Annotated in this window: 24 protein-coding genes and 1 pseudogene; 10 read left to right on the top strand and 15 right to left on the bottom strand. The window is 59.1% G+C overall.

The annotated features are described in order from the left end of the window. Positions 1-25: 25 nt before the first annotated feature. Both rho and ACR0AI_RS07820 read right to left on the bottom strand, forming a co-directional pair. Positions 26-1297 (bottom strand): transcription termination factor Rho, encoded by a 1272-nt coding sequence (gene rho / locus ACR0AI_RS07825; RefSeq protein ID WP_170462843.1) that lies wholly within the window; start codon positions 1295-1297, stop codon positions 26-28. Between the two features lie 135 nt (positions 1298-1432). Continuing rightward, positions 1433-1882, bottom strand: coding sequence for a CopD family protein (locus ACR0AI_RS07820; protein ID WP_480672974.1), 450 nt, complete (start codon positions 1880-1882; stop codon positions 1433-1435). A gap of 404 nt (positions 1883-2286) precedes the next feature. On the opposite strand from ACR0AI_RS07820, the gene ACR0AI_RS07815 reads away from it, so the two are divergent. Genes ACR0AI_RS07815 through dnaQ form a run of 4 tightly spaced genes read left to right on the top strand, consistent with a single transcriptional unit; the run spans position 2287 to position 5021 of the window. Further along, complete coding sequence (locus tag ACR0AI_RS07815; RefSeq protein ID WP_170660985.1) at positions 2287-2886, top strand: nucleoside triphosphate pyrophosphatase; 600 nt, start codon at positions 2287-2289, stop codon at positions 2884-2886. Further along, complete coding sequence (locus ACR0AI_RS07810; RefSeq protein ID WP_480672972.1) at positions 2883-3716, top strand: shikimate dehydrogenase; 834 nt, start codon at positions 2883-2885, stop codon at positions 3714-3716. The genes ACR0AI_RS07815 and ACR0AI_RS07810 overlap by 4 nt, the downstream gene beginning before the upstream one ends. Further along, positions 3713-4306 carry a dephospho-CoA kinase gene (coaE, locus tag ACR0AI_RS07805; RefSeq protein ID WP_480672970.1) on the top strand — a complete coding sequence of 198 codons (594 nt, stop codon included), beginning with the start codon at positions 3713-3715 and terminating at the stop codon, positions 4304-4306. Before ACR0AI_RS07810 ends, coaE begins: the two co-directional genes overlap by 4 nt. After that, complete coding sequence (gene dnaQ / locus ACR0AI_RS07800; protein WP_419740589.1) at positions 4299-5021, top strand: DNA polymerase III subunit epsilon; 723 nt, start codon at positions 4299-4301, stop codon at positions 5019-5021. Before coaE ends, dnaQ begins: the two co-directional genes overlap by 8 nt. A gap of 27 nt (positions 5022-5048) precedes the next feature. Here dnaQ and secB read toward each other — a convergent pair whose 3' ends face one another. Together secB and ACR0AI_RS07790 are read right to left on the bottom strand one after the other, a co-directional pair. Then, complete coding sequence (gene secB, locus ACR0AI_RS07795) at positions 5049-5558, bottom strand: protein-export chaperone SecB (protein WP_170380195.1); 510 nt, start codon at positions 5556-5558, stop codon at positions 5049-5051. A gap of 54 nt (positions 5559-5612) precedes the next feature. Beyond that, a complete protein-coding gene (locus ACR0AI_RS07790; RefSeq protein WP_170380194.1) occupies positions 5613-6113 on the bottom strand; it encodes an FxsA family protein in 501 nt (166 codons plus the stop codon). Between the two features lie 108 nt (positions 6114-6221). On the opposite strand from ACR0AI_RS07790, the gene ACR0AI_RS07785 reads away from it, so the two are divergent. From ACR0AI_RS07785 to ACR0AI_RS07775, 3 genes are read left to right on the top strand one after another with little or no spacing between them, the layout of a single operon-like run. Continuing rightward, positions 6222-6881 (top strand): Tim44/TimA family putative adaptor protein, encoded by a 660-nt coding sequence (locus ACR0AI_RS07785; RefSeq protein WP_480672968.1) that lies wholly within the window; start codon positions 6222-6224, stop codon positions 6879-6881. Beyond that, positions 6878-7915, top strand: a complete 1038-nt coding sequence (gene mltA / locus ACR0AI_RS07780) for a murein transglycosylase A (RefSeq protein ID WP_480672966.1) — start codon at positions 6878-6880, stop codon at positions 7913-7915. Before ACR0AI_RS07785 ends, mltA begins: the two co-directional genes overlap by 4 nt. Further along, positions 7915-8502 carry a Smr/MutS family protein gene (locus ACR0AI_RS07775; protein ID WP_480672964.1) on the top strand — a complete coding sequence of 196 codons (588 nt, stop codon included), beginning with the start codon at positions 7915-7917 and terminating at the stop codon, positions 8500-8502. The genes mltA and ACR0AI_RS07775 overlap by 1 nt, the downstream gene beginning before the upstream one ends. Positions 8503-8554: 52 nt before the next feature. Here the strand turns inward: ACR0AI_RS07775 and ACR0AI_RS07770 are convergent, their stop codons facing one another. Beyond that, positions 8555-9583: an alpha/beta hydrolase gene (locus ACR0AI_RS07770; protein ID WP_480672962.1), complete on the bottom strand. Its 1029-nt coding sequence runs from the start codon at positions 9581-9583 to the stop codon at positions 8555-8557. A 181-nt stretch (positions 9584-9764) separates the two neighbouring features. After that, on the bottom strand, positions 9765-11072 hold the full coding sequence (hslU, locus tag ACR0AI_RS07765) for an ATP-dependent protease ATPase subunit HslU (protein WP_480672960.1): 1308 nt from the start codon (positions 11070-11072) through the stop codon (positions 9765-9767). A gap of 200 nt (positions 11073-11272) precedes the next feature. On the opposite strand from hslU, the gene ACR0AI_RS07760 reads away from it, so the two are divergent. Next, on the top strand, positions 11273-11674 hold the full coding sequence (locus ACR0AI_RS07760; protein WP_480701289.1) for a DM13 domain-containing protein: 402 nt from the start codon (positions 11273-11275) through the stop codon (positions 11672-11674). Between the two features lie 105 nt (positions 11675-11779). After that, complete coding sequence (locus tag ACR0AI_RS07755; RefSeq protein WP_480672956.1) at positions 11780-13021, top strand: MFS transporter; 1242 nt, start codon at positions 11780-11782, stop codon at positions 13019-13021. A 95-nt stretch (positions 13022-13116) separates the two neighbouring features. Here the strand turns inward: ACR0AI_RS07755 and hslV are convergent, their stop codons facing one another. After that, positions 13117-13668, bottom strand: coding sequence for an ATP-dependent protease subunit HslV (gene hslV, locus ACR0AI_RS07750; RefSeq protein ID WP_170462831.1), 552 nt, complete (start codon positions 13666-13668; stop codon positions 13117-13119). A gap of 197 nt (positions 13669-13865) precedes the next feature. Between hslV and ACR0AI_RS07745 the strand changes: the two genes are divergently transcribed. After that, positions 13866-14060: a DUF1127 domain-containing protein gene (locus ACR0AI_RS07745; protein ID WP_170380185.1), complete on the top strand. Its 195-nt coding sequence runs from the start codon at positions 13866-13868 to the stop codon at positions 14058-14060. A gap of 57 nt (positions 14061-14117) precedes the next feature. Here ACR0AI_RS07745 and ACR0AI_RS07740 read toward each other — a convergent pair whose 3' ends face one another. From ACR0AI_RS07740 to tsaE, 8 genes and pseudogenes are all read right to left on the bottom strand, one after another. After that, a complete protein-coding gene (locus ACR0AI_RS07740; RefSeq protein ID WP_480672954.1) occupies positions 14118-14480 on the bottom strand; it encodes a Lin0512 family protein in 363 nt (120 codons plus the stop codon). Continuing rightward, a complete protein-coding gene (locus ACR0AI_RS07735; protein WP_480672952.1) occupies positions 14477-14827 on the bottom strand; it encodes a Lin0512 family protein in 351 nt (116 codons plus the stop codon). Before ACR0AI_RS07735 ends, ACR0AI_RS07740 begins: the two co-directional genes overlap by 4 nt. A gap of 70 nt (positions 14828-14897) precedes the next feature. Then, a pseudogene (trxA, locus tag ACR0AI_RS07730) lies at positions 14898-15239 on the bottom strand (thioredoxin); the annotation flags it as partial. A 39-nt stretch (positions 15240-15278) separates the two neighbouring features. Continuing rightward, positions 15279-18638, bottom strand: a complete 3360-nt coding sequence (gene addA, locus ACR0AI_RS07725) for a double-strand break repair helicase AddA (RefSeq protein WP_480672950.1) — start codon at positions 18636-18638, stop codon at positions 15279-15281. Next, positions 18635-21559, bottom strand: a complete 2925-nt coding sequence (gene addB, locus ACR0AI_RS07720; protein WP_480672948.1) for a double-strand break repair protein AddB — start codon at positions 21557-21559, stop codon at positions 18635-18637. Before addB ends, addA begins: the two co-directional genes overlap by 4 nt. After that, entirely contained in the window at positions 21552-22238 is a 687-nt protein-coding gene (locus ACR0AI_RS07715; protein WP_480672946.1) for a nucleotidyltransferase family protein, read from the bottom strand. The genes addB and ACR0AI_RS07715 overlap by 8 nt, the downstream gene beginning before the upstream one ends. Continuing rightward, positions 22235-23239 carry an aminoglycoside phosphotransferase family protein gene (locus tag ACR0AI_RS07710; protein ID WP_480672944.1) on the bottom strand — a complete coding sequence of 335 codons (1005 nt, stop codon included), beginning with the start codon at positions 23237-23239 and terminating at the stop codon, positions 22235-22237. The genes ACR0AI_RS07715 and ACR0AI_RS07710 overlap by 4 nt, the downstream gene beginning before the upstream one ends. Then, a complete protein-coding gene (tsaE, locus tag ACR0AI_RS07705) occupies positions 23236-23709 on the bottom strand; it encodes a tRNA (adenosine(37)-N6)-threonylcarbamoyltransferase complex ATPase subunit type 1 TsaE (protein ID WP_480672942.1) in 474 nt (157 codons plus the stop codon). Before tsaE ends, ACR0AI_RS07710 begins: the two co-directional genes overlap by 4 nt. Positions 23710-23727: the final 18 nt, after the last annotated feature.

Here is a 23727-nt window from a genome sequence, read left to right as displayed (position 1 = left end):
GGCCTCGCGTCAGTTAAGACCTGTGTCAGGTGTTCATCGAATCGAAGAACTCGCCGTTTGTCTTCGTCTGTTTCAACTTGGACAACAGGAACTCGATTGCGTCAGTCGTGCCCATCGGGTTGAGGATGCGGCGCAAAACGAAGGTCTTGGCCAGATCGCCCTTGTCCACCAGCAGGTCCTCTTTCCGAGTACCGGATTTAAGGATATCGATCGCCGGGAACACGCGTTTGTCTGCGATCTTACGATCCAGAACAATTTCCGAGTTACCGGTGCCTTTGAATTCTTCAAAGATCACTTCGTCCATGCGGCTGCCGGTGTCGATCAGCGCAGTGGCGATGATGGTTAGCGAGCCACCCTCTTCGATGTTCCGCGCCGCACCAAAGAACCTCTTGGGCCGTTGCAGAGCATTCGCGTCCACACCACCGGTCAGAACTTTACCCGATGATGGGACCACGGTGTTAAAGGCCCTACCAAGTCTTGTGATCGAGTCAAGAAGAATAACAACATCTCGTTTATGTTCGACCAAACGCTTGGCTTTTTCGATCACCATTTCGGACACGGCGACGTGGCGCGTTGCAGGTTCGTCAAAGGTTGAGGACACGACCTCACCCTTCACCGAGCGCTGCATGTCGGTCACCTCTTCCGGGCGCTCGTCGATCAGCAGGACGATCAAGTAACATTCCGGGTGGTTCTGTTCGATGGAATGGGCGATGTTTTGCAGGATCACGGTTTTACCGGTCCGCGGAGGCGCCACGATCAGCGACCGCTGACCCTTACCGATGGGTGAGACCAGGTCGATCACACGGGCCGACTTGTCTTTGATGGTGGGATCTTCGATCTCCATCTTCAGACGCTCATCCGGGTAGAGCGGCGTCAGGTTGTCGAACAGGATCTTGTGCTTGGCCTTCTCAGGATCTTCAAAGTTGATCTTGGTGACCTTGGTCAGCGCAAAATACCGCTCGCTATCGTCGGGTGCTTTGATTTCACCTTCAACGGTGTCACCGGTACGCAGCGAATGCTGACGGATCATGTCAGGCGAGACATAGATGTCGTCTGGACCCGGCAGATAGTTCGCCTCGGGTGAGCGCAGGAAGCCGAAGCCGTCTTGCAGGACCTCAAGAACACCGTCACCGCCGACGGTCCAGCCCTCATCCGCGCGTTCGCGCAGGATCTGGAACATCATCTCGCCTTTACGCATGGTCGAGGCGTTTTCGATCTCCAGCTCTTCGGCCATTGCCAGAAGGTCTTTGGGGCTTTTGGCTTTCAGGTCGGCCAGATTCAGGGATTCATTGGACATGATGCATACCTTCACCGCAGACTGCGGTTCGAAGTGGAATTTTAGTACGGAAAATACGCCGCCCGGACGGGCGTGTTGACCCCTACATAGTTGCGTCGATCTGCGGAGTCAAACAGGGCCTTGCTGGAATGGCTCTCAGAACTTCAGAATGACCGCCAGAACGATGACAACCATCAGAACGGTCGGAACCTCGTTCATCATGCGATACTGCCGCCCAGTGAGCTTATTTCGCCCCTCAGCGAAATCCTTGCGGCGGGCCAACAGCCAATGATGAAACCAGGTCATGCCAATCACGGCTGCGCCTTTGAGCCAGGGCCAGGCAAAATCCCAGCCGACGATACCGGGCGTGAATACCATGATCAGACCACAGACCCAGGCCACAATCATCGCAGGGCGCATGATTACGTGAAGCAGCTTCTCTTCCATTTCAAAGAAGATGGTTTCCGCACCGTTAACCGATTGTGCCTTTTCTACGTGATAGACGAACAGACGGGGAAGGTAGAACAGTCCTGCCATCCACGAAATCACCGCCATGATATGAAGGGACTTCACCCACGGGTAAATCGTGAAAAGAAGATCAGTCATCTTGGCTCCGGGTACTGCTCGGAACTCTCCCTAATAAAAAAATTAGAAAGAAGAAAGGAAGATGGTTTTGTAGGGTGGGTAAAATCCGTGGATTAATTTTTTACCCATTGGTTTTCCCCAGGTGGACAGTTTTGTGTGAGATTTGATTGATTCTGTGAATTTCAAAAATAATGTATATAAAACAATTGGTTAAAAACGAAGTCCGAGGATGCATCTGGGGATAACACCTTGAACAACTCCAGATGTCCCGGTTATCCGATGTTTCCAAGTTATCCTTACCCCGATTGGATGATGTTTGAGCGACTCAGGGAAGTTTTTCGCGAAATTCCCGGGCTTGCGTGTCAATCTGAAAACCATACAAAGCGTCCAAGACCGCTCAACGATTTGCCCACGGGGTTGTCCACATGTCTGTCCCCATCGTCCTGGCCTCAGGATCCTCCATTCGCGCGCAACTGCTGGAAAACGCAGGCGTGCCTTTCTCTGTTCAGATCGCGCGCGTGGACGAGGATAGCATAAAGCGTGCCTTGTTGGCCGAAGGCGCCTCACCGCGTGATATTGCCGATGCGCTGGCGGAAATGAAAGCGCGCAAGGTGAGTGACAAGACACCCGGAGCGATGGTGCTGGGCTGCGATCAGGTTCTGGATTTCGACGGGCAGCTGTTGTCAAAGCCTCAGACGCCCGAGGATGCGTTTGCCCAGCTGAAGATGATGCGGGGCAAGCGGCACATGCTGCTCTCCGCAGCGGTGATTTATCAGGACGGAGAGCCGATCTGGCGCCATGTCGGTCAGGTGCGCCTGCGGATGCGGATGAGCTCGGATGCCTACCTGCGAGACTATGTCGACCGCAACTGGGACAGCATCCGCCACGCGGTGGGCGCATATAAGCTTGAGGAAGAAGGCGTGCGCCTGTTCGCCACCATTGACGGTGATTACTTTAACGTTTTGGGTATGCCACTGTTGGAGCTTCTCAACTATCTGGCTGTCAAAGGGGTGATTGATCAATGACGGACCACAAGATTCCTCTGGCCGGAGTGATCGGGCACCCGGTGGGCCATTCCCGTTCGCCCAAATTGCATGGGCATTGGTTGGAGACCTATGGGCTAGAGGGGCACTACGTCCCCATGGACGTTGCCCCGGCTGATCTGGAGACCGTTTTGCGCACCCTGCCCAAAGCCGGTTTTGTGGGAACCAACGTGACGGTGCCGCATAAAGAGGCTGCTTTGCGTATTGCTGACCATGTCTCGGACCGAGCGACCGTGATCGGGGCCGCGAATACGCTGGTTTTCCGCGAGGATGGCTCGATCCATGCGGACAACACCGATGGCTATGGGTTCATGGAGAACCTGCGCGCTGGGGCACCGGATTGGAACGCCAAGGATGGCCCCGCCGTGGTCTTTGGCGCGGGCGGAGCGGCGCGCGCCGTTTTGCAGGCGCTGGCGGATGCGGGCGTGCCAGAAATCCTGCTGACCAACCGGACCCGTGCCCGAGCTGATCATCTGAAAGAAGAATTCGGCCAGCGCATCACTGTTGTGGATTGGGTACAGGCCGGAAACGTGATCGAAAACGCTGAACTTGTGGTCAACACGACATCTCTGGGCATGCAGGGCCAGCCCGAGCTGCGGGTGCCATTGGATGGGTTGCAGCCGGGTGCCGTGGTGACCGATCTTGTCTACGCGCCGCTCAAGACCAACCTGCTGAAAACAGCGGAAGAGGCCGGATGCACCGTGGTCGATGGGTTGGGCATGCTGCTGCATCAGGCCGTTCCGGGCTTTGAACGTTGGTTCGGCGTGCGCCCCGAGGTCAATGATGATTTGCGCGTGGCCGTACTGGCATGAGGTTTGCGCTTGGCCTGACAGGCTCGATCGGGATGGGCAAAAGCACCACGGCGCGGATGTTCGTCGATGAAGGCTGCGCGCTTTGGGATGCGGATGCGGCAGTACATCGTCTCTATTCTAAAGGTGGCGCGGCGGTTGGGCCAATGGGTGAGGGTTTTCCCTCGGCTATCGTAGAGGGCGCAGTCAGCCGCGAGGCATTGAAACGGATTATCTCAGAAGACAGGTCTGCGTTGAAACGGATCGAAGGGATCGTTCACCCTCTGGTCGCTGCAGATCGCGCGGCATTTCGCGAAAGCGCCTCGGCCGATATTTTGGTGTTCGACATCCCTCTTCTGTTCGAAACTGGCGGTGAGGCCGCGATGGATGCGGTCGCCTGCGTTCGGGTATCTCCTGACGAACAAAAACGCCGTGTGATGGAACGCGGTACAATGTCCGAAGCGCAATTCGAACAGATCCGCGCCAAGCAAATGCCGAATGACGAGAAATGCGCGCGCTCAGACTATGTGATCGACACCGACACTCTGGACCATGCCCGCGCGCAGGTGCAGGATGTGATCAGGCAGATACGGGCGGGGATGGCTGATGCGTGAGATTGTACTCGATACCGAAACCACGGGCTTTGATCCTGAAAGCGGTGACCGGATTGTCGAGATCGGCGCGGTCGAGCTGTGGAACCACGTGGCCACGGGCGAGACCTATCATGTTTATATCAACCCCGAACGCGGCATGCCGGAAGAGGCGTTTGGCGTGCATGGTATCGGCCCTGACTTGCTGGAAACCCCGCGCCCGCCCGAAAAGGGTGAGGTGACGCTGAAAGACAAACCGGTTTTTGCGAAGGTCGGTCAAGGGTTTCGCGAGTTTGTCGGCGACGCGAAATTGGTGATCCACAACGCCTCGTTCGACATGAAGTTCCTGAATGCCGAGCTGAAATGGATGGGCCTGCCGCCGATTCCGATGGATCAGGCGCTCGATACGCTCGCCATTGCGCGCAAGCGGTTTCCGGGCTCTCCGGCCTCGTTGGATGCACTGTGTCGGCGGTTCAATATCGACAACTCGAACCGGGTGCTGCACGGCGCGCTTTTGGACTCGGAGATCCTGGCCGAGGTTTATCTAGAGCTGATCGGCGGACGCCAACCGGATTTCGGCCTGTCTACCTCGGCCGCGTCCGGCGCAGGTGGGGCAGATGACTGGCGTCCGACACCACGCGCGACGCCGCTGCCATCCCGGATCACCGAGGATGAGCGCGCAGCGCATGACGCATTTGTCGAGAAACTGGGCGAAAGCGCCCTGTGGACCCGCGCCTGATCCGGTCAGGCACGGGGCTCAAGGGATTTAGGCGTCGGTCTGCTCGGCCTGTTCCGCCTGAGCGGCCTGACGGCGCATTAGCTCGTTGCGGTAAAGTGCAACGAAATCAATGTTGTCCAGGTTCACCGGTGGATAGCCACCATCGCGGGTGACGTCGCTGACGATACGGCGCAGGAACGGGAACAGCATGCGCGGGCATTCGATCATCAGGAACGGGTGCAGCTGATCTTCTGGCACACCTTCCACGTGGAACAGCCCGCAATAGTCCAGCTCACATAGGAACAGGACATCGTCCATGCCTTTGGCTTTCGAGGTCAGCTTCAGCTTGATCGAAACTTCGTACTGATGCTCGACCTGACGCTTTTTCGCGTCCAGGTTTACCTGAACCTGAATCTCGGGCTGTACGTCACCGGACACGCCTTTTTGCGCCATGACGTTTTCAAAGGACATATCACGAATGAACTGTCCCAGAACGCGCATCTGAACCTGAGGGGCGGCTTGAGCCGCAGTGTTTTCTGCAGCGTTTTCTTCGGCCATGGATCTACTCCAAAAATGAAATTCGACACTGCTTAGCAAGTTGCGCGCGGCACCTCAATGCTGGTGGGGGCCTTCCACCCATTTTGACGGTTTCGAGGGGTCCTTGCGTGGGCGCACTTCGGTAAACTCGCCGTCAATCACGTCGCCCTGATCAAACGGTTCGCGCGGCTGTTGAAAGCCCGCGCCGGGCCCCATCTGGAACTGGGTCACGGTCACTTTGGTCTTCAGATAGCGGAAAACGGCGATCCGCACGCCGGGGATTAACAGTGCAAACCCAACGGCATCGGTGAAAAAGCCGGGTGTCAGCAGCAACGCGCCGGATAGAAGGATCATTGCGCCATGTGCCAAGGGCTCGGTCGGGTCGTCCAGAGTGGCGAAGGATTGCTGCAATTGCCCAAGCGCCATGCGACCTTGTGTCCGCACCAATGTGGTGCCCAAAACCGCTGTCAGAACCACGATGGCAAGGGTTGGCCACAGGCCGATCAGACCGCCAACCTGGATGAACAGGGCGATCTCGAGGATCGGAACCAATAAAAATGCCAAGAACAGGTACATTTGCGTTATCCTTTACCTATGGCCGAACTGTGGACTTGCCACCAACTGTCACCTACATAGTGGCAGGAGGCCGCGTACACAAAGTCTCGGTTCTGAAAAGAGGATGAAATGAACGAACCCATGATCCAGTTGCTGGTACTGGCCGGAATTGCCGTTTTCCTGATCCTGCGTTTGAAAAGCGTGCTGGGAACGCGTGAAGGTTTCGAAAAACCCCCTGTTCCGCATCAGCCCGATGCGGGCGCGTCCCGTCGTGATTTCGAGGTGATCGAAGGCGGTCCGGATCATGACATCACAGACCACGTTCCCGAAGACAGCGATCAGGCCCAGACCCTGGCTGCGATGAAGCGGGTCGAGCCCAGTTTCTCGGTAAGTGAATTTGTTCAGGGCGCCCGTGGCGCCTATGAGATGATCGTGATGGGTTTTGAGAAGGGCAATTTGGATGAGATCCAGCCCTTCCTTGCCGAAGATGTGTTCGAGACCTTCGTCTCGGTTGTATCCGCCCGCGAGGATCAAGGCCTGACGATCGAGGCTGAGTTCATCGGCGTGCGCGAAACAACCCTGGCAGATGTGTCCTTTGACAAGGATACGAATGAGGCAGAAATCACCATGAAGTTCATTGGTGAGCTGACTTCGGTCGTGCGGGATCGCGGTGGTGACATCATCGAAGGCAACCCGAACACCGTGAAACGCCAAAAGGACAGCTGGACCTTCGCCCGCGTGATGGGCAAAGACGATCCGAACTGGCTGCTTGTTGCCACGGACGCATGATTGCCACGCTCCGGTCGCTTTTTCTGGTTGGCGCGATGGCCACTGCCAGCGCCGCCGGAGCCGAGGCGACGCGATCCGTTCTGTCGTTTAATGACCTTCAGGGCTGGGCCGAGGATGACCACGGCGCGGCCCTTTCCGTTTTTCTGAACACCTGCGGTGATCTTAACGACCTGGATTGGCGTGCGCTTTGCGGTGTCGCCCGGACCTATGAGGGAGATGCCGCGCGCTCCTTCTTTGAACTCTTCTTCCGACCCGTTTTGGTCGAAGACGGCAAGGATGGTCTGTTCACTGGGTATTTTGAGCCAGAGCTTGATGGCTCCAGAACCCGGACGGATCGGTTCAAGTACCCGATCTACAAGATGCCGCCCGAGGCGCGGGACGGACCGTGGCTCAGCCGGCGCGAGATCCTGACCAGTGATGTGATGCAGGGCCGCGGGCTTGAGATCGCGTGGGTCGATGACCCGGTTGAGCTGTTCTTTCTGCAAATTCAGGGTTCTGGCCGGGTACGCCTGCCTGATGGCGGTGCCTTGCGTGTGGGATATGGCGGCGCGAACGGGCAGCCCTACCGCTCGATCGGGGTTGAGCTGGTCCGGCGCGGCGCTTTGGGCGCCCATGCGGTCAGCGCGCAGATGATCCAGGCCTGGGTACGCAAGAACCCCGAAGCCGGGGCTGAGCTCTTGTTCCACAACCCCTCTTACGTGTTCTTCCGCGAGGTTAGCCGGGTTGCGCCGGAACTGGGGCCTTTAGGTGCTATGAACCGCTCGATCACGACCATGCGCAGCATCGCGGCCGATCCGGCCTATACGCCGCTAGGTGCTCCAGTCTGGGTTGAGAAAGACGGCAAGAAGCCCTTGCGCCGCCTGATGATCGCGCAGGATACCGGCGCGGCGATCAAGGGCGCGCAACGCGCTGATATCTTCTTTGGAACCGGCGATGATGCCGGGCAAGCTGCTGGTCGGTTGAAGGACCCCGGTCGTATGTTGGTGTTGCTGCCGATCCAGCGTGCCTATGCCATGGCGACGGATGACTACTGATGACCCGGCGCAAACTGACCAGTGACGAGATCGAGCTGTGGCGCAAGGTCGCCAAACAGGCTGAGCGGCTGCACCCCGAGATCCCTCAGACCGTGCATCCGACAACTCTGCCCAAACCCACCCCCAAGAAACTGCCAAAACCCCGGATCGAAGCGTTCGAGGTAGGGCAGAACCAACCTTCCAAGCCTTCTGCCAACCGGTTGAAGCCGTCGATTACCGAGACGCTGCGCGCCGCCCCCGTTCAGATGGACACCAAGGCTTTTGGCCGTATGAAGCGTGGCAAGCTCAAGCCCGAGGGCAAGCTGGACCTGCACGGGATGCGGATAGACACCGCTCATCCGGCGCTCGTGCGCTTTGTGCTAACGGCGCAAGCGCAGGGTAAGCGCCTGGTTCTGGTGATCACGGGCAAGGGGAAAGACCGCGACGAGCCAGGGCCGATCCCGACCCCGCGCGGTGTGTTGCGCAATCAGGTGCCACATTGGCTGTCGATCCCGCCTCTGGCGCAGGCGGTGATGCAGGTGACACCTGCGCATATCAGTCACGGTGGGGATGGTGCCTATTACGTCTATCTGAGACGGGTCCGCTAGGCTCAGCCCGCCGACCGAAATAGTTAGAGACCCTCTGGCAAACCCTTGAATCCTACTGAGTAGCGACCTGCGCCTGTCCGGTCTCAGACAGAACAACCTCGGTCGCACCCGAGGGGTTGCGTTGACTGTTGGGGATCAAATAGTCGATGCCCCGGCGTCGGTTTCCAAGGGTGTTTCCAACACGCCGGGCCGAACTGAGCAGCGACAGCAAGGCGGGTGAAGTTGCAGCAACGAAATGCGAGGACTCGGCATCGCTGTTGAACGCGGTCGCGTCGATCACCTCGATCGGATACTCGGCCAACGCCTCGATGGTGCTGATATTGCCCAGCCGTTCACTCCCCGGTGTACCGCGAATCCGGGCCGAGATATTCAGGATTTTGTCCTTTTGCGATATCATCACGACAAAGGGATCGGGCGGAGTTTTTATGCTGTCCATTTGCGAACGAAACACGTCAATATCTAGATCGGGCGAGATCAGGAACACGCCATCAAGGTTGCGCCGTGACCAGCCGGGGGAGCGAAGCTCGGCCTGACGCATCATCTCCATCGACAGGGCACCGCCCATAGAGTGGGCGACCAGCACAACCCGTTTCACGCCGATGGATTTCAGATCCCGGATTGTCTTCTCCAACCCGTCGCGGGCAAACAGCATGCTGTCCAGATCATAGGCATACCCTGCCCCGCGCGCCTGACTGGGCCAGGAGTAAATCAGGACCGATCCGGGAATATCCAGATCATGCGCCAACTGCGCCGCGCGAAACGCGGTCTCGGTATGGGTCGAGTTATACCCGTGCACAAAGATCGATACATCGTCCTCTCCGCGCAGCTGGTTTGCCAGCTCACGCGGGCCGGACAGGTCCGTTGTGTTGGCCAGAACAAACTGCTTTTCCGGTTTCGGATTTGCGTAAGAAAACTCCAGCGTGCCCGGCGTGCGGTTTGGCGGGATCGAGACCGTCATTTTGTGGTACTGAACCCGCTCGCCGCGATCGGCGTTGAACGTCCCGTCGGGGTTCCGCCCCCGGGTTGTGGCCGCATAGACGGTTTCTGCGGACCCCACATTCAACGCGGATGGCACAGTCACCTGCGCAGTTCTGTCGACGCAAGCGCTCAGTGTAGCAACAGCAAGAAAGGCAATACTCAAACGCAACACGGCTCAACCCTCAAAGAAACAGAGTTTGAGTCACGGTTACCAGTTTCTGGTGCAAGGTCCAGCCGGAACGGAAATTCGCCGCCAAATCGGCGGCGAAATACAGCTAGATTTGTTACAATACGTAACGGCTGAGGTCAGCTGATTTCGTCAACTCACCCAGATTGTCATCTACGAATTGCGCGTTCACCGTGATCTCGGTTCCGGCCTGATCGGGCGCGGTGAACGAGAGTTCTTCGAACACACGCTCCATCACCGTGTAAAGCCGCCGCGCGCCGATGTTTTCTACGGTTTGGTTCACATCCGCTGCAATCTTGGCCAGCGCCGCGATGCCGTCATCGGTGAAGCTGACGGTGACCTCTTCGGTGCCCATAAGGGCGGTGTATTGGAGGGTCAGCGCGTTGTCCGTCTCGGTCAGGATGCGGACGAAATCCTCTTCTGTCAGCGCGCGCAACTCCACCCGGATCGGTAGACGACCCTGAAGCTCGGGCAACAGGTCCGAGGGTTTGGCGATATGGAACGCGCCCGAGGCAATGAACAGGATATGGTCGGTTTTCACCGGGCCATGTTTTGTGGACACGGTCGTGCCCTCGATCAGAGGCAGCAGATCGCGCTGCACCCCTTCGCGACTGACATCGCCGCCGCGCGCTTCTGCGCGCGCGCAAACCTTGTCGATCTCGTCCAGAAACACGATGCCGTTCTGTTCGACCGACTCCAGTGCCACGCGGTTGACGGTTTCGTCGTCCAGCAGCTTGTCGGCCTCTTCCCCGATCAACAGGTCATAGCTTTCGGCCACTGTTACTTTCTTTTTAACCGTGCGGCCGCCAAACGCCTTGCCGAAGATATCGCCCAGATTCATCATGCCCATCTGGCTGCCGGGCTGGCCGGGTACGTCGAACATCGGCATCGGGTTTGAGGTGTCCGAGACTTCAAGTTCGATCTCTGTGTCGTCCAGCTCACCCGATTTCAGCTTTTTGCGGAACATTTCACGGGTCGCCTCGCGGGCATCGGTGCCAGCGATGGCTTCAATCACGCGATCCTCGGCGGCCTGATGGGCGCGGGCCTTCACGTCCTCACGCATATATTCGCGGGTCTGGATGATCGCGGCATCGGCCAGATCGCGCACGATCTGTTCCACGTCACGGCCGACATATCCAACCTCGGTGAACTTGGTGGCCTCGACCTTGATGAAGGGTGCGCGGGCCAGTTTGGCCAGACGACGGCTAATCTCGGTCTTGCCGACGCCGGTGGGGCCGATCATCAGAATGTTCTTGGGGTAGACTTCATCGCGGATATCATCCGCCAACTGCTTGCGCCGCCAGCGATTGCGCAGAGCTACGGCCACGGCGCGTTTGGCGTCTTTTTGCCCGATGATGAAGCGGTCCAGTTCCGAGACAATCTCGCGCGGGGTCAGGTCGGTCATATGTGTTTTATCCGTCTGTTTCGAAGCGGAACCTAATCATACGTCGCGAAAACACAAGCCGATCACGAAAACATCACGACAACTCACAGAAGACACACGGATATTCGTAGTGATGTGAATCGCCATGCGAGGGTCGCGTGCGGCATAAAAAATGACGACGGGCAAACAGGCCCGTATCTATCATATGGAGATACCTGATCATGATGACTCGTCGTTCTCTTTTCTTGAAAGCTGCTGCCACCGGCGCTGCCCTGACCCTGGCCGGCACCACTACTGCTGTGGCCGGTGGAGCCAAAAAGAAAGGCACGTTTGAGGGCCGTTCGAACCATATCACCACCGGTTCGGTGAAACTGGTCAAGGATGGCGATCGGTACATCGTTGAACTGGGGGATGACTTCTCGCTGGACAACGGCCCCGACCCGCGCGTTGCATTTGGGAAAGACGGCACTTATGCGCCGGACAGCAAACTTGGGGCGCTGCTGCACCTTGCAGGTAAGCAATCCTATGCAGTCCCGCCGACCATGGATGTGTCGGGATACAACGAAGTATACATCTGGTGCGAGGTTGCTGGAGTGCCTTTGGGCGTAGCATCGCTAAAGTAGTCACGTCGTCAGAGGTCGGGTTCTCCGGCCTCTGACACACCGTTAGGTAACGGCACAACTGTCTGTTACACTCGCCCCAAGTTATTGGAACCGGGGGCGTTTTTCATGACCAAGATTGCCAAGATCACCCTGCTGTTTGTGGTGTTTGTGGATCTGATCGGACAGGGGCTTGTCTTTCCGATCATCAACTCTCTGATCATGGAAACGAAATCCGGGTTCCTACCGGAAGGAACCCCCGATGGCCGCCGCCATTTTTACTACGGGCTAGTGATTGGGTGTTTCTTCTTGTCGTGGTTTCTGGGGGTCGTTTACGTCTCGAAGGTATCGGATTCCATTGGGCGCAAGAACGCGCTTCTGGTTTGTCTTGGCGGAGCGTTGGCAGGCTACGCCATTACCATCGCCTCGCTCTATCTCGACAGTCTGCTGTTGCTGATCCTGGGCCGGTCGATCACTGGCTTTACGGCGGGCAATCAGCCCATCGCGCAGGCAGCTATGATCGATGGCAGCACTGATGCGGCAGACCGCGACCGCAATATGGGGTATATCGTGACCGGCGTCAGCTTTGGCCTTGTCGGAGGGCCGATCATCGGGGCAGTCTTGTCGGATTCCGCCCTGTTAGGCAGTTTTGCCACGCTCAGAACGCCCTTTTATGGTGCCTTCGTTCTGGTGCTGATTGCCATTTTCCTCGTGGTGGCCTTCTTCAAGGACACCCGCAGCGAACGCGAGCCCTTTGTCTTTCGTCCGCGCGATATCACCGACAGCCTGATCGCGGTGCGGGGTCACCCGATGGTTCTGAAAATCCTGCCGGTCTACTCGTTCTTCATGATTGCCAACGTCACCTTCTACGTGTTTGTAGACAATTTCCTGACCAGCCGGTTCGGCTTTGGCGTAATCGGGGGCAGCATGGCGATGGTCGTCATCGGCTTTGCGCTGGCCTTTTCCAGCACCTTCCTTGTGAAACCAGCGCAAGAGAGGTTCAGCAAGCACAAGATCATCTATGTCTCACTGATCACGATGGTGATCTGCGGGCTTGCCTTTGCCTTCAGCCCCAGTGGCGCGCTGAGTTATATTCCGGTCTTCTTCTTCTATTTCTTTTTCGGTGTTTCATACCCGACCCTTCTGGGCCTGTTTTCATCCAGCGTCAGTGAGGCGGATCAAGGTTGGGTCATGGGTGTGACCACTGCAGTCTTCTGCCTTGCAGGAGGGATCATGTCCCTGATCGGCGGCGGGCTGATGAGCATCGACATCCGCGTGCCCTACTACATCGTGATCATTGCAGCGATCTTCGGCCTGATCGGAATGCACCGCCGATGGAAAGGGAAAGAGATCAAGGCGCTGTTAGCTTGAGGCCGTTTTGCGTTTGATTTGAATCGAAATTCGCTGCCTCTCCGTTCGGTAGAGCGCGCATTTCGATACAGTGTTTTGGTGAAACGCAGAACGCCCTAGATTGTCTCGACCGTAAGGTTGCCGTTGGTATAGACGCAGATATCAGCGGCAATCGCCATGGCTTCGCGTGCAACCGTTTCGGCGGGCTTGTCGCTGTCCATCATCGCGCGCGCAGCGGCGAGGGCGAAGTTGCCGCCCGATCCGATGGCGGCCACGTTGTGTTCCGGCTCGAGCACGTCCCCTGCCCCGGTGATCACCAGCAAGTCCTTGCCATCGGTGACGATCAGCATCGCTTCGAGCTTTTGCAGGTATTTGTCGGTGCGCCAATCCTTGGCCAGCTCGACCGAGGCGCGGGCCAGTTGGCCGGGGGTGGCCTCAAGCTTGGCCTCCAGCCGCTCGAGCAGAGTGAACGCATCCGCCGTCGATCCGGCAAAGCCTGCCACGACCTCGAATCCACCGGGTGACAAGCGGCGGACCTTGCGGGCGGTGCCCTTGATCACGGTCTGGCCCAGGCTGACCTGTCCGTCGCCGGCAATCACCACCTGGCCGTCTTTCTTGACGCCAATGATCGTTGTGCCATGCCAACCGGGAAAATCGCTGTCTGCCATCAGGGCCTCCGTTCATCACTGGCACCCTATATGGGCCGGAGCCAGCGCCAACGCAACTGTTCACAAACTGCCCAAAAGATATGCAAGAAACGCAGATCGGGTCTACCAGACTGGCAATTGTGAGACTCAGATCGCTGCACTACATGAGCCTTACAACCGACATTGGGTCGGCTGTTTCAGTTTGAAGGACTGCGCAAATGGCAAATACTGCACAAAACACTGCGCCGCTCGGAGCAGCTACCATCCTGCACGTAGTGGACGCGTTCACTGTGGCTTTCGAAAAAGCGGTTGAGTGGAACGAAACTCGTAAGACACGCAAGGCGTTGTCGCAACTGAGCGACGCTCAGCTGGAAGATATCGGTCTGACCCGCAAAGACATCATCACCATCTGATCCGTTTCAGATCAGCCGTAGTAAAGATGAGCCGCTCGTCCGAGCGGCTTTTTCTTTTTAAACCAGCCTGTATTTACCAAATATATCAGGCAGATAGGCCTCAATCGCTGCGGTTGCGATGACGTGGCGGGTGCCCGCATCGCTGTCCTCGACATCCAGCCCGCCCAACACGGCCTGCACCTCGGCCCTGCCCCGTGGCAAATCCTGCGCGACCAGATCGCAATCCACGGCCTCGGGCTGTTGCACGCCAATCGTCACCACGACGCGCATCTCCTTGTGGTCCACGCCCAAGCGCGAAAACAGAGTGATCGAGGAATGATGCAGCGCGTCCTGCACCGCCCGCCGTGCGGCTTTGGTGTAATCCTGACCATAGAGGTCATTGCCGGTGCCCATCTCAAGAATGATACGTTTCTCACTCATAGCGCGGGCTCCATGTCGAAAGAGACGATGATGGCGGCGTTTGCGATCACTGTGTGGCCATCGGCGTGCGGTTTTTCGATGTCTAGCCCACCGCGGGTGACCGTGATGTTCGGCTGACCATATGGGAACACGGCCTTCAACGCCTCACGGTCCACTTTATCGGGTTGCTGCACGCCGATCTCGGCATCAATGATCATCGCCTCTTTGGGAAAATCGAACAGCTCAGCCATATTGACCGAGTTGTGCCACAGCGCATCCTTGATCGCGCGCAAGGCGGCCTCGGTATAGTCCTCACGCCGCAGGGACGTGCCCATACCAAATTCCACAAGTACTCGTGTTTTTGCCATCAAAATTCTCCGGGTCATAAAAAAGGCGCCCGGTTCGGGGCGCCTTTGATCATTCGCATTCCAATCCGGATCAGATGGATTCGTCGATCCAGCTTTGCAGCGCAGCTTTGGGTGCCGCGCCCGCGCGGTTCGAGACAACCTGGCCGTCCTTGAAGATGAACAGAGCCGGAATACCGCGCACGCCCATCGCAGCGGCTGCGTTCGGGTTGCTGTCCACGTCCACCTTGGCGATTTTTACCTTGTCACCATACTCAGCGGCCAGTTCTTCCAGTGCGGGGCCGATCTGTTTGCAAGGACCACACCATTCCGCCCAGAAGTCCACAACCACGGGAACGGTCGAGTTCTTGACTTCGGCATCAAAGGTATCGTCGGTAACGGCTACGGTCGACATATTCTGTCTCCTGAATGGGGTAAACTCGGGAAAGGAACGTAGGTGCCGCGTCGGGTAAGGTCAAGATATCTGAGCGCGGGTCAGCGATTGCGTCACAAGATCGTGTGGCAGCCACATCAACGCAGCCGTCCGCGTCCACAGGATGGCGGTACGGATGGTCTTGTCCGGGTAAATCTGACTTAGCGCCTGCGCATAGGCTCCCATCTGCCGCAGCAAGCCTTCCGGGCAGGCTTCAGTCTCGTCGGGCACCGTGGCATTTGTTTTAAAATCAACCACATGCACCTCGGTATCCGTTATGATCAGCCGGTCGATGACACCATGCATCCGCCGCCCGTTCAGTTTGGCTGAAACAGGGACCTCGGCCAACGCATCCGACCCGAAGACTGGTTGCAGGTGATCCGCTGTCAGGACCTTGGTGACCTCAGACAACAACTCGGCCCTAGTCTGATCTTGCATATCGGGTAGAACCCGCGCGCACAGCATGGGCCAGTCATCCTGGGGCGCGGTGGGAAGATGTTCCAGCAGCAGGTGCAATCGGGTGCCGCGCAGCTTTGCGGCCTCTTCATCCTGCCCCGCATCACCGGGCAACGCTTTTGCCCCGCCAAGATCTGAGGGGCTGAGGGTTTCTGGTTCCGAGGGTGGATCCTCGACGGGATGCAGGAAGTACGCAGGCAGGTCCTGACTTGGCTCGGCGTGTTCGCTGCGTTCGACCAGCGGCAACCCCTGCCAATCGCCATGGGCCAGTCGCCGTGTCAGCGATCCCTCCATCAGTGTCGCGCCCGCGTGCTCCATCGCGGCCTCGACCATCTGATACCAGCTGGTTCCATCCTTTCCAACATCCCCAGCAGCGGCCACGATTAACCACTTTTCCGCACGTGTTAGAGCCACATAGAGCAATCGAAGGCGTTCATTCTCCTCACGGTTTCGGGCCTCCTCGCGGGCGCTGGAGATCAGCTTGGGCGAGACATCGGCGGGAACCTTCCACAGGGGCGTTCCATCAGACACCATGATCTCGGCATCGCGCGGGGCCTGCCGTTTGCCGGTATCCGGCAGGATCACGATCGGCGCTTCCAACCCTTTTGAGCCATGCACGGTCATCACGCGGATCATGTTGCCCACGCCGCTCATCTGGCGTTTGATCTCCAGATCGTCGGTCTGCATCCAGACCAGAAAGCCGGTCAGGCTGGGAATATCGGTCCGCTCATAAGCCAAAGCCTGCGAGAGCAGCGCGTTGATCCCATCCTCGGCCTCGGCCCCCAGCCGACTCAGCAGTTTTCGCCTCCCGTCATGACGGGTCAGGATACGCTCGATCAGGTCAAACGGCCTCAGAAAGTCGATCTGTCCACGCAGATCGTTAAGGATTGCAAGCGTCTCGGGAAACTCGTCCGAGCGATTGCGCAGCGCGGCCCACAGGAATTTCTCTTGCCGGCGATGGGCCAGATCGAACAGCGCCTGCTCGGACCAGCCGAACAGCGGGGATTTCAGGACCGTCGCCAGCGACAGGCTGTCTTCGGGCGTGGCCAGAAAGCTCAGCAATGCCGCGAGATCCTTGACCGCCAGCTCGGCTCCGACTTTCAAACGGTCGGCCCCGGCGATGGGCAGATGCAGGGCTTTGCAGGCGCGGATGATCTCAGCAAACAGGTCCGAGCGGCGCTGGACCAGGATCAGGAAATCCCCCGGCTGAACTTTGCTGCGCACGAATGTGCCGGGCGTTTCGCCATCTTCGGGAATTGTGGCCCCAGTGTCGATCATGTGCTTGATCGACTGCGCCACCTGCTCGGCCAGAATGACGGTGTGGTGGCGCGACCCGGGCCGATCCACCGGATCAGTCCAATCGCCATCCTCGTCATCCTCGACCTTTTCCACCACGGGCCAGAGGTCTACGCGTCCCGGCAGGTCTGCCTTGAAAGCACGGTGCTGGCTTTCCTTGTGAAACCCGGCCTCGGCCTGATTTTCGAACAGAAGATCAACCAATGACAGGATCGCACTGGAGGATCGGAATGAGTATTCAAGCGTCGAATCCCACAGTTTAGAGCCTGATTCATCAAGCTTTCGCCCAAACTCGGCCTGCATCCGGTCAAAGGCCTGCGGGTCGGCGCCCTGGAAGGAATAGATCGACTGTTTCTTGTCGCCGACCACAAAGATCGTGCGTTCAACCTCGGATCGGGCCCCTTCCCCGCTGGTAAATTCTTGCGCCAGCTTCTCGACCACGTCCCATTGGTCCGGGCTGGTGTCTTGCGCCTCGTCCACCAGAATGTGGTCGATGCCGCCGTCCAACCGGTACAGAACCCATTCCGCGACCGCCGGGTCGTTCAAAACCTGTCGCGCGCGCAGGATCAGATCGTCAAAGTCCAGCCATCCGCGCAGCTGCTTACGGCGTTCATATTCCGGCAGGAAAGCTGCAGCGAAGCGATGCAAAACAGTGGTTTTTTGCGCAGCGACCAGAGCCAGCCGTTGTTCGCGCGCAACCTCAACCCGCAACATCAGCGATTCCAGCTGTGGCATGCGATCCGCCAGAACCCCTTCGCGCAAGGCTTTGGTCGGGAAGCCGTTGATCTTGGCGGTGAACGGCTCCTTCGCGCCCTTGCCCGTCAGCAAGACGCCTTCCAGCGTAGGTAGATGAGCCAGTTTTGCCTCAGTGAACGCTGCGAGTTTTGCGGCGGCCTTGGCGTTGTTGCCGCCGCTTTCGATCAGCGCAGGCAACATGGATTGGATCAGATCAACCTCACCGCCCAGAAACACCTGCCCCGCAAGGGTGTCGTCGTCAAAGCCCTCTGGCAGGCCAAATCGCTGCAGCAGGTCCGAGCGCTGCAAGGGCTGCGCGAACAGGTTCCGCTTTTGAGTCACTGCTGCGGTCAGCCTGTCGAACCCGGTATCAGTGATGAACCGCGCAATATCCTCGATCAAACCGGCCTGAGGGCCCTCGGCGAAATCCTCGATGATCTCTTCGCGCAGCAATGCGGCGGCGCGGTCCTCCATCTCGGCAAATTGAGGGCTGACACCGGCCTCAAGCGGGAAGCGGCGCAGCAGTGAGGCGCAGAAAGAGTGGATGGTTTGGATTTTTAGCCCGCCCGGGGTCTCAATCGCGCGGGCAAACAGGGTGCGGGCCTGCGCAAGACGGTCCGAATCGATTGCGCCTTCTACGCCCAAATCCGTCAGTTGAGCCAGCAACGGCGCGTCCCCCAGCATCGCCCATTCCCCAAGCCGCTTGAACAGCCGGTTCTGCATCTCGCTGGCGGCGGCCTTGGTGTAGGTCAGGCAGAGGATGTGCTGCGGCTGCACTCCGCTCAGCAACAGACGCGCCACGCGGTCGGTCAGCACGCGGGTCTTGCCCGACCCGGCATTCGCCGCCAACCAGGTCGAGGCATCGGGACGCGCGGCCTGCACTTGCCGCTCGGTGGCGTCGTTGCGGGCGGTCATGTCAGGTCCTCAGGGAGGGTTTCGGCGGTGCGGTCCCACTCCCCGAACCGGGCCAGATGATCGTAGTCGCCGATATCGGTGTCCTTGTGTAGCATGCGGCGCGAAGAGAAGCCCTGATCAGGCTCTAAATAAGCAGAAACCAGCTCTTTCAGCTCAGCCAACACCTTGTCCGTGGGTTCTTTGGCAAGCGGAGCCGCGACCTCTTTGTAACTGCCGCCCATACCGATGAAGATCGCCTCGGCCACGTCGGTGGGGTCGATCCCTTCGATAGCGCCCTGCTCGGCCATGGCGGCTTCGATCAGCAGCTGTTTGTCGAACTTTGCCTGTTGGCTTTCGGTCGGAGGCGCGCCGGTTTTGTAGTCCACAATCCTCAGCGCCCCTCGGCTGTTGCAATCGATCCGGTCGGCACGTCCGGCGATGGTGAAATCCAGAGGCTCCAACACCAGTTTCATCGCGGCTTCAAAGGCCACCGGGCCACCGTCGCCCCGGCGATTGAGCTCGGCACTCAGAAAGTCGTCGGCGATCCGTTCCAACCGCGCCAGCCACAGTTTGCGGGCGGTCGGCCATGCGACGTGTGTTTCTAGCAGGTCATGTGCGCGTTTCAGGAAGTTCTCGCGGGTTAGCAAGGCGGTATCCAGCACGCTGTCCTTGACGAAATGCTCCAGAATTTCATGGATCACGATTCCGCGCAGCAACGCATCCGGAGCCTGCACAAGTGGATCAATCGGTTTCAGACGCAGCACATGTTTGGCGTAAATCGCATAAGGGTCGCGGATCAGGCGTTTGATCTCGGTGACTGAAAGGCGGCGCGGTCGGGCGGCAACCGGAGGTTTGGGCGAGGGGCGATGCGCTGCCTCAATCCGAGGGGCTTGCTCCAGTGTTTTGGCCCATTTCAGATAGGTCCGACCCCGCGCGCGCATATCTGATAGCGCCGTTTGGCCGCCTTGGTCAGGCAGGCCTTGCAACAGGTTCGTCAGACGGTTCAGCCAACGCGAGGGCACGGTTTCCGCATCGTCCGAGCGGGTGGCGCGGGTCAGCCAGACCTCGGGCGCGCCGATGGCCTGTTGGAAGTCATGCGCCGAAAGCCCAATCCGCCGCTCGGGCAGCAACAACCCCGCCTTGTCGCGCATCTGGCGGTTCAGCCATGGGTCCGGCGCTGGGGCTTCGGGCCAGCTGCCCTCGTTCAACCCGCCGAGGATCAACAGATCCGCACCCTGCACGCGGGCCTCGAGCGTACCCCAGATCATGATATGCGGGTGCGGAGCGTCGCGGTCGCGGACCTCTTCTCCGGCCAGAAGCGCGCCTAGCAGATCGGCGAAGTCATGGGCGGTCATGGGGCCGCCGTGATGCGCTTCATCCCGCAGATTGGTCAACACCGACAGGGCCTTTTGGCCCGCGTTCTTGTCCCACAGGGTGCCTTGGTCACCCGCATGTCCGGCCGAGATCGACTCGGCCAGAGACAGCAATCGGTCGACCCATTCGGACAGGAGGAGTTCCCCGGTGATTTGCTGATCGCAGAAATGTGCGCTGACCCAGCTCACCCATCCCTCGGGCGCTTCGGTGCGGTTCGCGGATGCGGTAAGGCTGGCTTGGTCCGGGAATGGAGGGCCATGCCGGCGCAGGTCCAACTCCAAATCGCGGGTATGCAGCAGGTGGGCCCCCCGTTCACCCCCGTCATGGCACAGAGGATGTTTCAGCAGCGTCAGCAGCGCCTCACCCTCCAGACGGCGCGCAAACAGGCTCGCCACATGACGCAGAAACCGGCCGGGCGGAGACAGTTGCAGCGGCAGACCGGCACTATCATCGGGTAGGATGTTCCAGCGATCCAATGCCGCGCTGACCTGCCGGGTCAGCATCCGGTCAGGCGTGATCATGGCGGCGGTCTGGCCCGTTTCAGCCGCCTGCCGTAGTCGAAGAGCGATGGCAAGGGCCTCGGATCGGGGCGAGTCTGCCTCGACCAGTGTCAGGTCACGCGTGGCCTGGTCCAACTCGGTCAGACGTGGACCTTCGGACATCCACGCGTCGGTGATGGGGGCAGGGCGCAAAGCCAGCGAAACCAATCGGTTACGCGCGGGTGAGGGTGGTTGTTCGTCCGTCCAGGGCAGGATCTGATCATGCTCTAACCCCAGCTCTCGCATCAATTTGCGGAACCGATATTGCGGGTGATCCTCAGAGGTCAGCGCCTCGTCCAGACGGTCCCAAACGGCGCGCGGCTGGTCGAAATCATAGCCCGGCAGGATCAAGGCCCCTTGCGGCAGGCGCGCGACGGCTTGCATCAGCATCAGCGTGGTGCCGCGTGATCCCGTCGAGCCGGCCAAAATGACGGGATGTTGCGGCGGAGCCTCCTGCCAGCGGTCGATCAGGTTCTCGACCACGCGACGTTGCCGCGCCTGTGCATCCATCGCCTGATCGCTTGCATCAACAAAATGATCCGCGATGCCGATAAACGCCTGTGCGCGGGCCCAATGGCCGGACATATCGCTGACATCCAGTTGGCGGATCGCCTCTGGCGACACGCCCTCGCCCTGCATCTCATCAATCAAGGCGGCCAGGCTGTCGGACAGGTCGAACAGGGAGGCCCTTGCAGCCAGATCAGGCTGCTGGTCCAGCAGTTTTGAGATCAGCTGGGTCAGCTCCAACCGCCGCCTCAGCGGGGGGATTGCGGGCGGAATCTGCGCCAGATCAACGCTTTCGCCCAGACCGGTGACCAGAGAAAGCCGAGGCAACAGGCAGGGCGGCCCCTGATCGAACAGGTCACGCACCCGCCGGGCCATGCGGCGTGTGTTGACCACCAATTGCACGCGGGCCAACGCCTCGGGCGGGCCGGAGGCGCGCTGCCGCAGCCCGGCAACCAGCGCTTTGGGGAAATCCGTACCCGGCGGAACGGCGAAAACCCGTGGATGCGCGCTGGGGTCAAACATCCGCCAGCATCCCCTCAGCCAGAGCGATCCCGTCGGGGCGTCCGACATCACACCAACGGCCGGGATATTCCAGTGCGAACAGGCGTTGCCGGTCGTGCATCTGGTTCCACAACAGATTTAGCGAGAAAGCCTTCTGCGGAATGTGCTGCAGCCCGTCGGTTTTGAGAATCTGCACGCCGCCATACACCAGACCTGGCCCGCGCGTGATCCGACCATCGGCATCGGCGGTAAAATCCCCTTCGCCCGCATGCCCGATGGTTTGACCAATCGGGACGCACATCAAAAGAGCATCCATCCGGTCCGGGTCCCATGCCTCTTGCAGCAGGCTCAGCGGGTTGGGTCCGGCCCAGATTGCATCGGTGTTCATGGTGAAAACCGGGCCTGCGCCCAGTAGAGGCAAAGCCGCCCGCAAACCGCCGCCGGTTTCCAGAATCTCGGGCGTTTCATGTGAGAGCAGAATGCCTTTAGGCGCTAAATGCGCCTGCAACTGATCGGCGTGATAGTGCAGGTTTGCAACCACACGGGCTGGTTGAACGGCATCCACTAGCGCAAGCGCGTGGTCGATCAGCGGGCGTCCGGCGACCTCGATCAGAGGTTTTGGCAAGTCCTTCGTCAACGCACCCATCCGGGTGCCGAACCCGGCGGCAAACAGCATCACGGCGTCGGGAGATTGGCTCATGACGCTTTCAGCCTTGCAAGGTTTTCTGCGGTTGGTTCAGGCAGGGCGTCGCGCAGGATACCGGCAACCGGGATCAGCGCGGGATGCTCCAGATCGCGCATCAGATGCGCCCATGTGGCAGGGATCAGATCGACGTAATGTGGCTTGCCGTAATCCGTGGCCAGTCGGGCAAAAACACCCAGAATACGTAGGTTTCGCTGCGCGCCGAGAACGCTGTAGGCGGTGCGGAAGTCATGGTCATCCATGCCGGAGGCCACGATATAGCGATTGACCATTTGCATTTCGATCCCGGTCGGCACGGTCCTACGCACATCTTGCAACAGCGACACCAGATCGTAAGCCGGGTGCCCCAGCATCGCCAGTTGGAAATCCAGAAGCCCAACGCGCTGCACGCCTTCACGTTCCGGCAGCCAGATCAGGTTTTCGGCGTGGTAGTCCCGCTGCACGACGACTTTGGTGCCCGAGGTCTCCTGCAGCAGGATATCGGCAAAGCGTAGCTCGAACCTCTCTCTCGCGTCTGCATCGTGGTCGCCCAGAATGGCCTGCGCGTATTTAGTAAAGGCCAGAGCGGCCAGCTCGGTCATCAATGTGGGATCGTATGAGGGCAGGGTTAGGATCGGGGCCTCATGCAGGTGCAAAAGAACATCCGTTGCCGCTTCATATAAGAGGCGTTCCTGGCTCGGGTCCTTGGTCAGAACGCGTGAAAATAGATCATCGCCCAGATCCTCCAGAACCAGAAACCCGTTCTGATTGTCTTCGGCGTAAATCTCGGGTGCGCTGAGGCCCACCGCGCGCAGATGGTTCGCGATCCGGACGAAGGGTTCGACATCCTCTCCCCGATCCGGCGGCGCATCCATCAGAACCGCCGTGCGACCGGTCGCCGGATCTGTCAGACGCTCATACCTGCGGTTCGAGGCGTCCCCGGCCAAGGGCGCGCGCGTGGCATTGGCCCAAGGCGTCTGTGCAATCAGGGCCTCGGCCAGCACAGTACGATCTTTCATAGGGTATTCTCCAGTTTCCCAAGCCATTTCGGATCAGACCAAGACAGGGTCAGATGGCGTGTCTCGGTTTCGACTGGGTCGGTTTGAAAGGCAAGCGTCAATGCAGTGTCGGGGGTCAGCGGCCCAAGTTTGTCGGGCCATTCCACAAGACATAGCGCGGAGTCGAAGGCTTCGGTCAGGCCCAGCTCGTCAACCTCATCCACCGAGGTCAGCCGGTAAAGGTCGCAATGCCAGATCTCGCCGATCTGCGTGTCATAAGCCTGCACCAGTGTGAAGGTCGGTGAGGGCACATCCTCAGGCGGGTTCATCAGAGACTGGATGAGGCTACGGGCAAAGTGGGTCTTGCCGCTGCCGATCTCACCTTGCAGCAGCAACACATCCGCAGGTCTCAGGGTCGCGCCAAGACGCGCCGCAAAACCTGCGGTGTCCTGAGGGCTTTGCAGGGTGAGAGAAACAGGTGCCGAAGTCATGGCGCCACAATGGACCTG

It is taken from the genome of Ruegeria sp. BG3 (assembly GCF_056538485.1).
The sequence above is the reverse complement of the archived record's forward strand: the minus strand, read 5'-3'. Positions and strand labels throughout refer to the sequence as shown.

Bases quoted from the DNA above. Each gene is read 5' to 3' on its own strand.
- rho (WP_170462843.1), bottom strand. From the start codon at position 1,297: ATGTCCAATGAATCCCTGAATCTGGCCGACCTGAAAGCCAAAAGCCCC.
- ACR0AI_RS07820 (WP_480672974.1), bottom strand. From the start codon at position 1,882: ATGACTGATCTTCTTTTCACGATTTACCCGTGGGTGAAGTCCCTTCAT.
- ACR0AI_RS07815 (WP_170660985.1), top strand. From the start codon at position 2,287: ATGTCTGTCCCCATCGTCCTGGCCTCAGGATCCTCCATTCGCGCGCAA.
- ACR0AI_RS07810 (WP_480672972.1), top strand. From the start codon at position 2,883: ATGACGGACCACAAGATTCCTCTGGCCGGAGTGATCGGGCACCCGGTG.
- coaE (WP_480672970.1), top strand. From the start codon at position 3,713: ATGAGGTTTGCGCTTGGCCTGACAGGCTCGATCGGGATGGGCAAAAGC.
- dnaQ (WP_419740589.1), top strand. From the start codon at position 4,299: ATGCGTGAGATTGTACTCGATACCGAAACCACGGGCTTTGATCCTGAA.
- secB (WP_170380195.1), bottom strand. From the start codon at position 5,558: ATGGCCGAAGAAAACGCTGCAGAAAACACTGCGGCTCAAGCCGCCCCT.
- ACR0AI_RS07790 (WP_170380194.1), bottom strand. From the start codon at position 6,113: ATGTACCTGTTCTTGGCATTTTTATTGGTTCCGATCCTCGAGATCGCC.
- ACR0AI_RS07785 (WP_480672968.1), top strand. From the start codon at position 6,222: ATGAACGAACCCATGATCCAGTTGCTGGTACTGGCCGGAATTGCCGTT.
- mltA (WP_480672966.1), top strand. From the start codon at position 6,878: ATGATTGCCACGCTCCGGTCGCTTTTTCTGGTTGGCGCGATGGCCACT.
- ACR0AI_RS07775 (WP_480672964.1), top strand. From the start codon at position 7,915: ATGACCCGGCGCAAACTGACCAGTGACGAGATCGAGCTGTGGCGCAAG.
- hslU (WP_480672960.1), bottom strand. From the start codon at position 11,072: ATGACCGACCTGACCCCGCGCGAGATTGTCTCGGAACTGGACCGCTTC.
- ACR0AI_RS07760 (WP_480701289.1), top strand. From the start codon at position 11,273: ATGATGACTCGTCGTTCTCTTTTCTTGAAAGCTGCTGCCACCGGCGCT.
- ACR0AI_RS07755 (WP_480672956.1), top strand. From the start codon at position 11,780: ATGACCAAGATTGCCAAGATCACCCTGCTGTTTGTGGTGTTTGTGGAT.
- hslV (WP_170462831.1), bottom strand. From the start codon at position 13,668: ATGGCAGACAGCGATTTTCCCGGTTGGCATGGCACAACGATCATTGGC.
- ACR0AI_RS07745 (WP_170380185.1), top strand. From the start codon at position 13,866: ATGGCAAATACTGCACAAAACACTGCGCCGCTCGGAGCAGCTACCATC.
- ACR0AI_RS07740 (WP_480672954.1), bottom strand. From the start codon at position 14,480: ATGAGTGAGAAACGTATCATTCTTGAGATGGGCACCGGCAATGACCTC.
- ACR0AI_RS07735 (WP_480672952.1), bottom strand. From the start codon at position 14,827: ATGGCAAAAACACGAGTACTTGTGGAATTTGGTATGGGCACGTCCCTG.
- addA (WP_480672950.1), bottom strand. From the start codon at position 18,638: ATGACCGCCCGCAACGACGCCACCGAGCGGCAAGTGCAGGCCGCGCGT.
- addB (WP_480672948.1), bottom strand. From the start codon at position 21,559: ATGTTTGACCCCAGCGCGCATCCACGGGTTTTCGCCGTTCCGCCGGGT.
- ACR0AI_RS07715 (WP_480672946.1), bottom strand. From the start codon at position 22,238: ATGAGCCAATCTCCCGACGCCGTGATGCTGTTTGCCGCCGGGTTCGGC.
- ACR0AI_RS07710 (WP_480672944.1), bottom strand. From the start codon at position 23,239: ATGAAAGATCGTACTGTGCTGGCCGAGGCCCTGATTGCACAGACGCCT.
- tsaE (WP_480672942.1), bottom strand. From the start codon at position 23,709: ATGACTTCGGCACCTGTTTCTCTCACCCTGCAAAGCCCTCAGGACACC.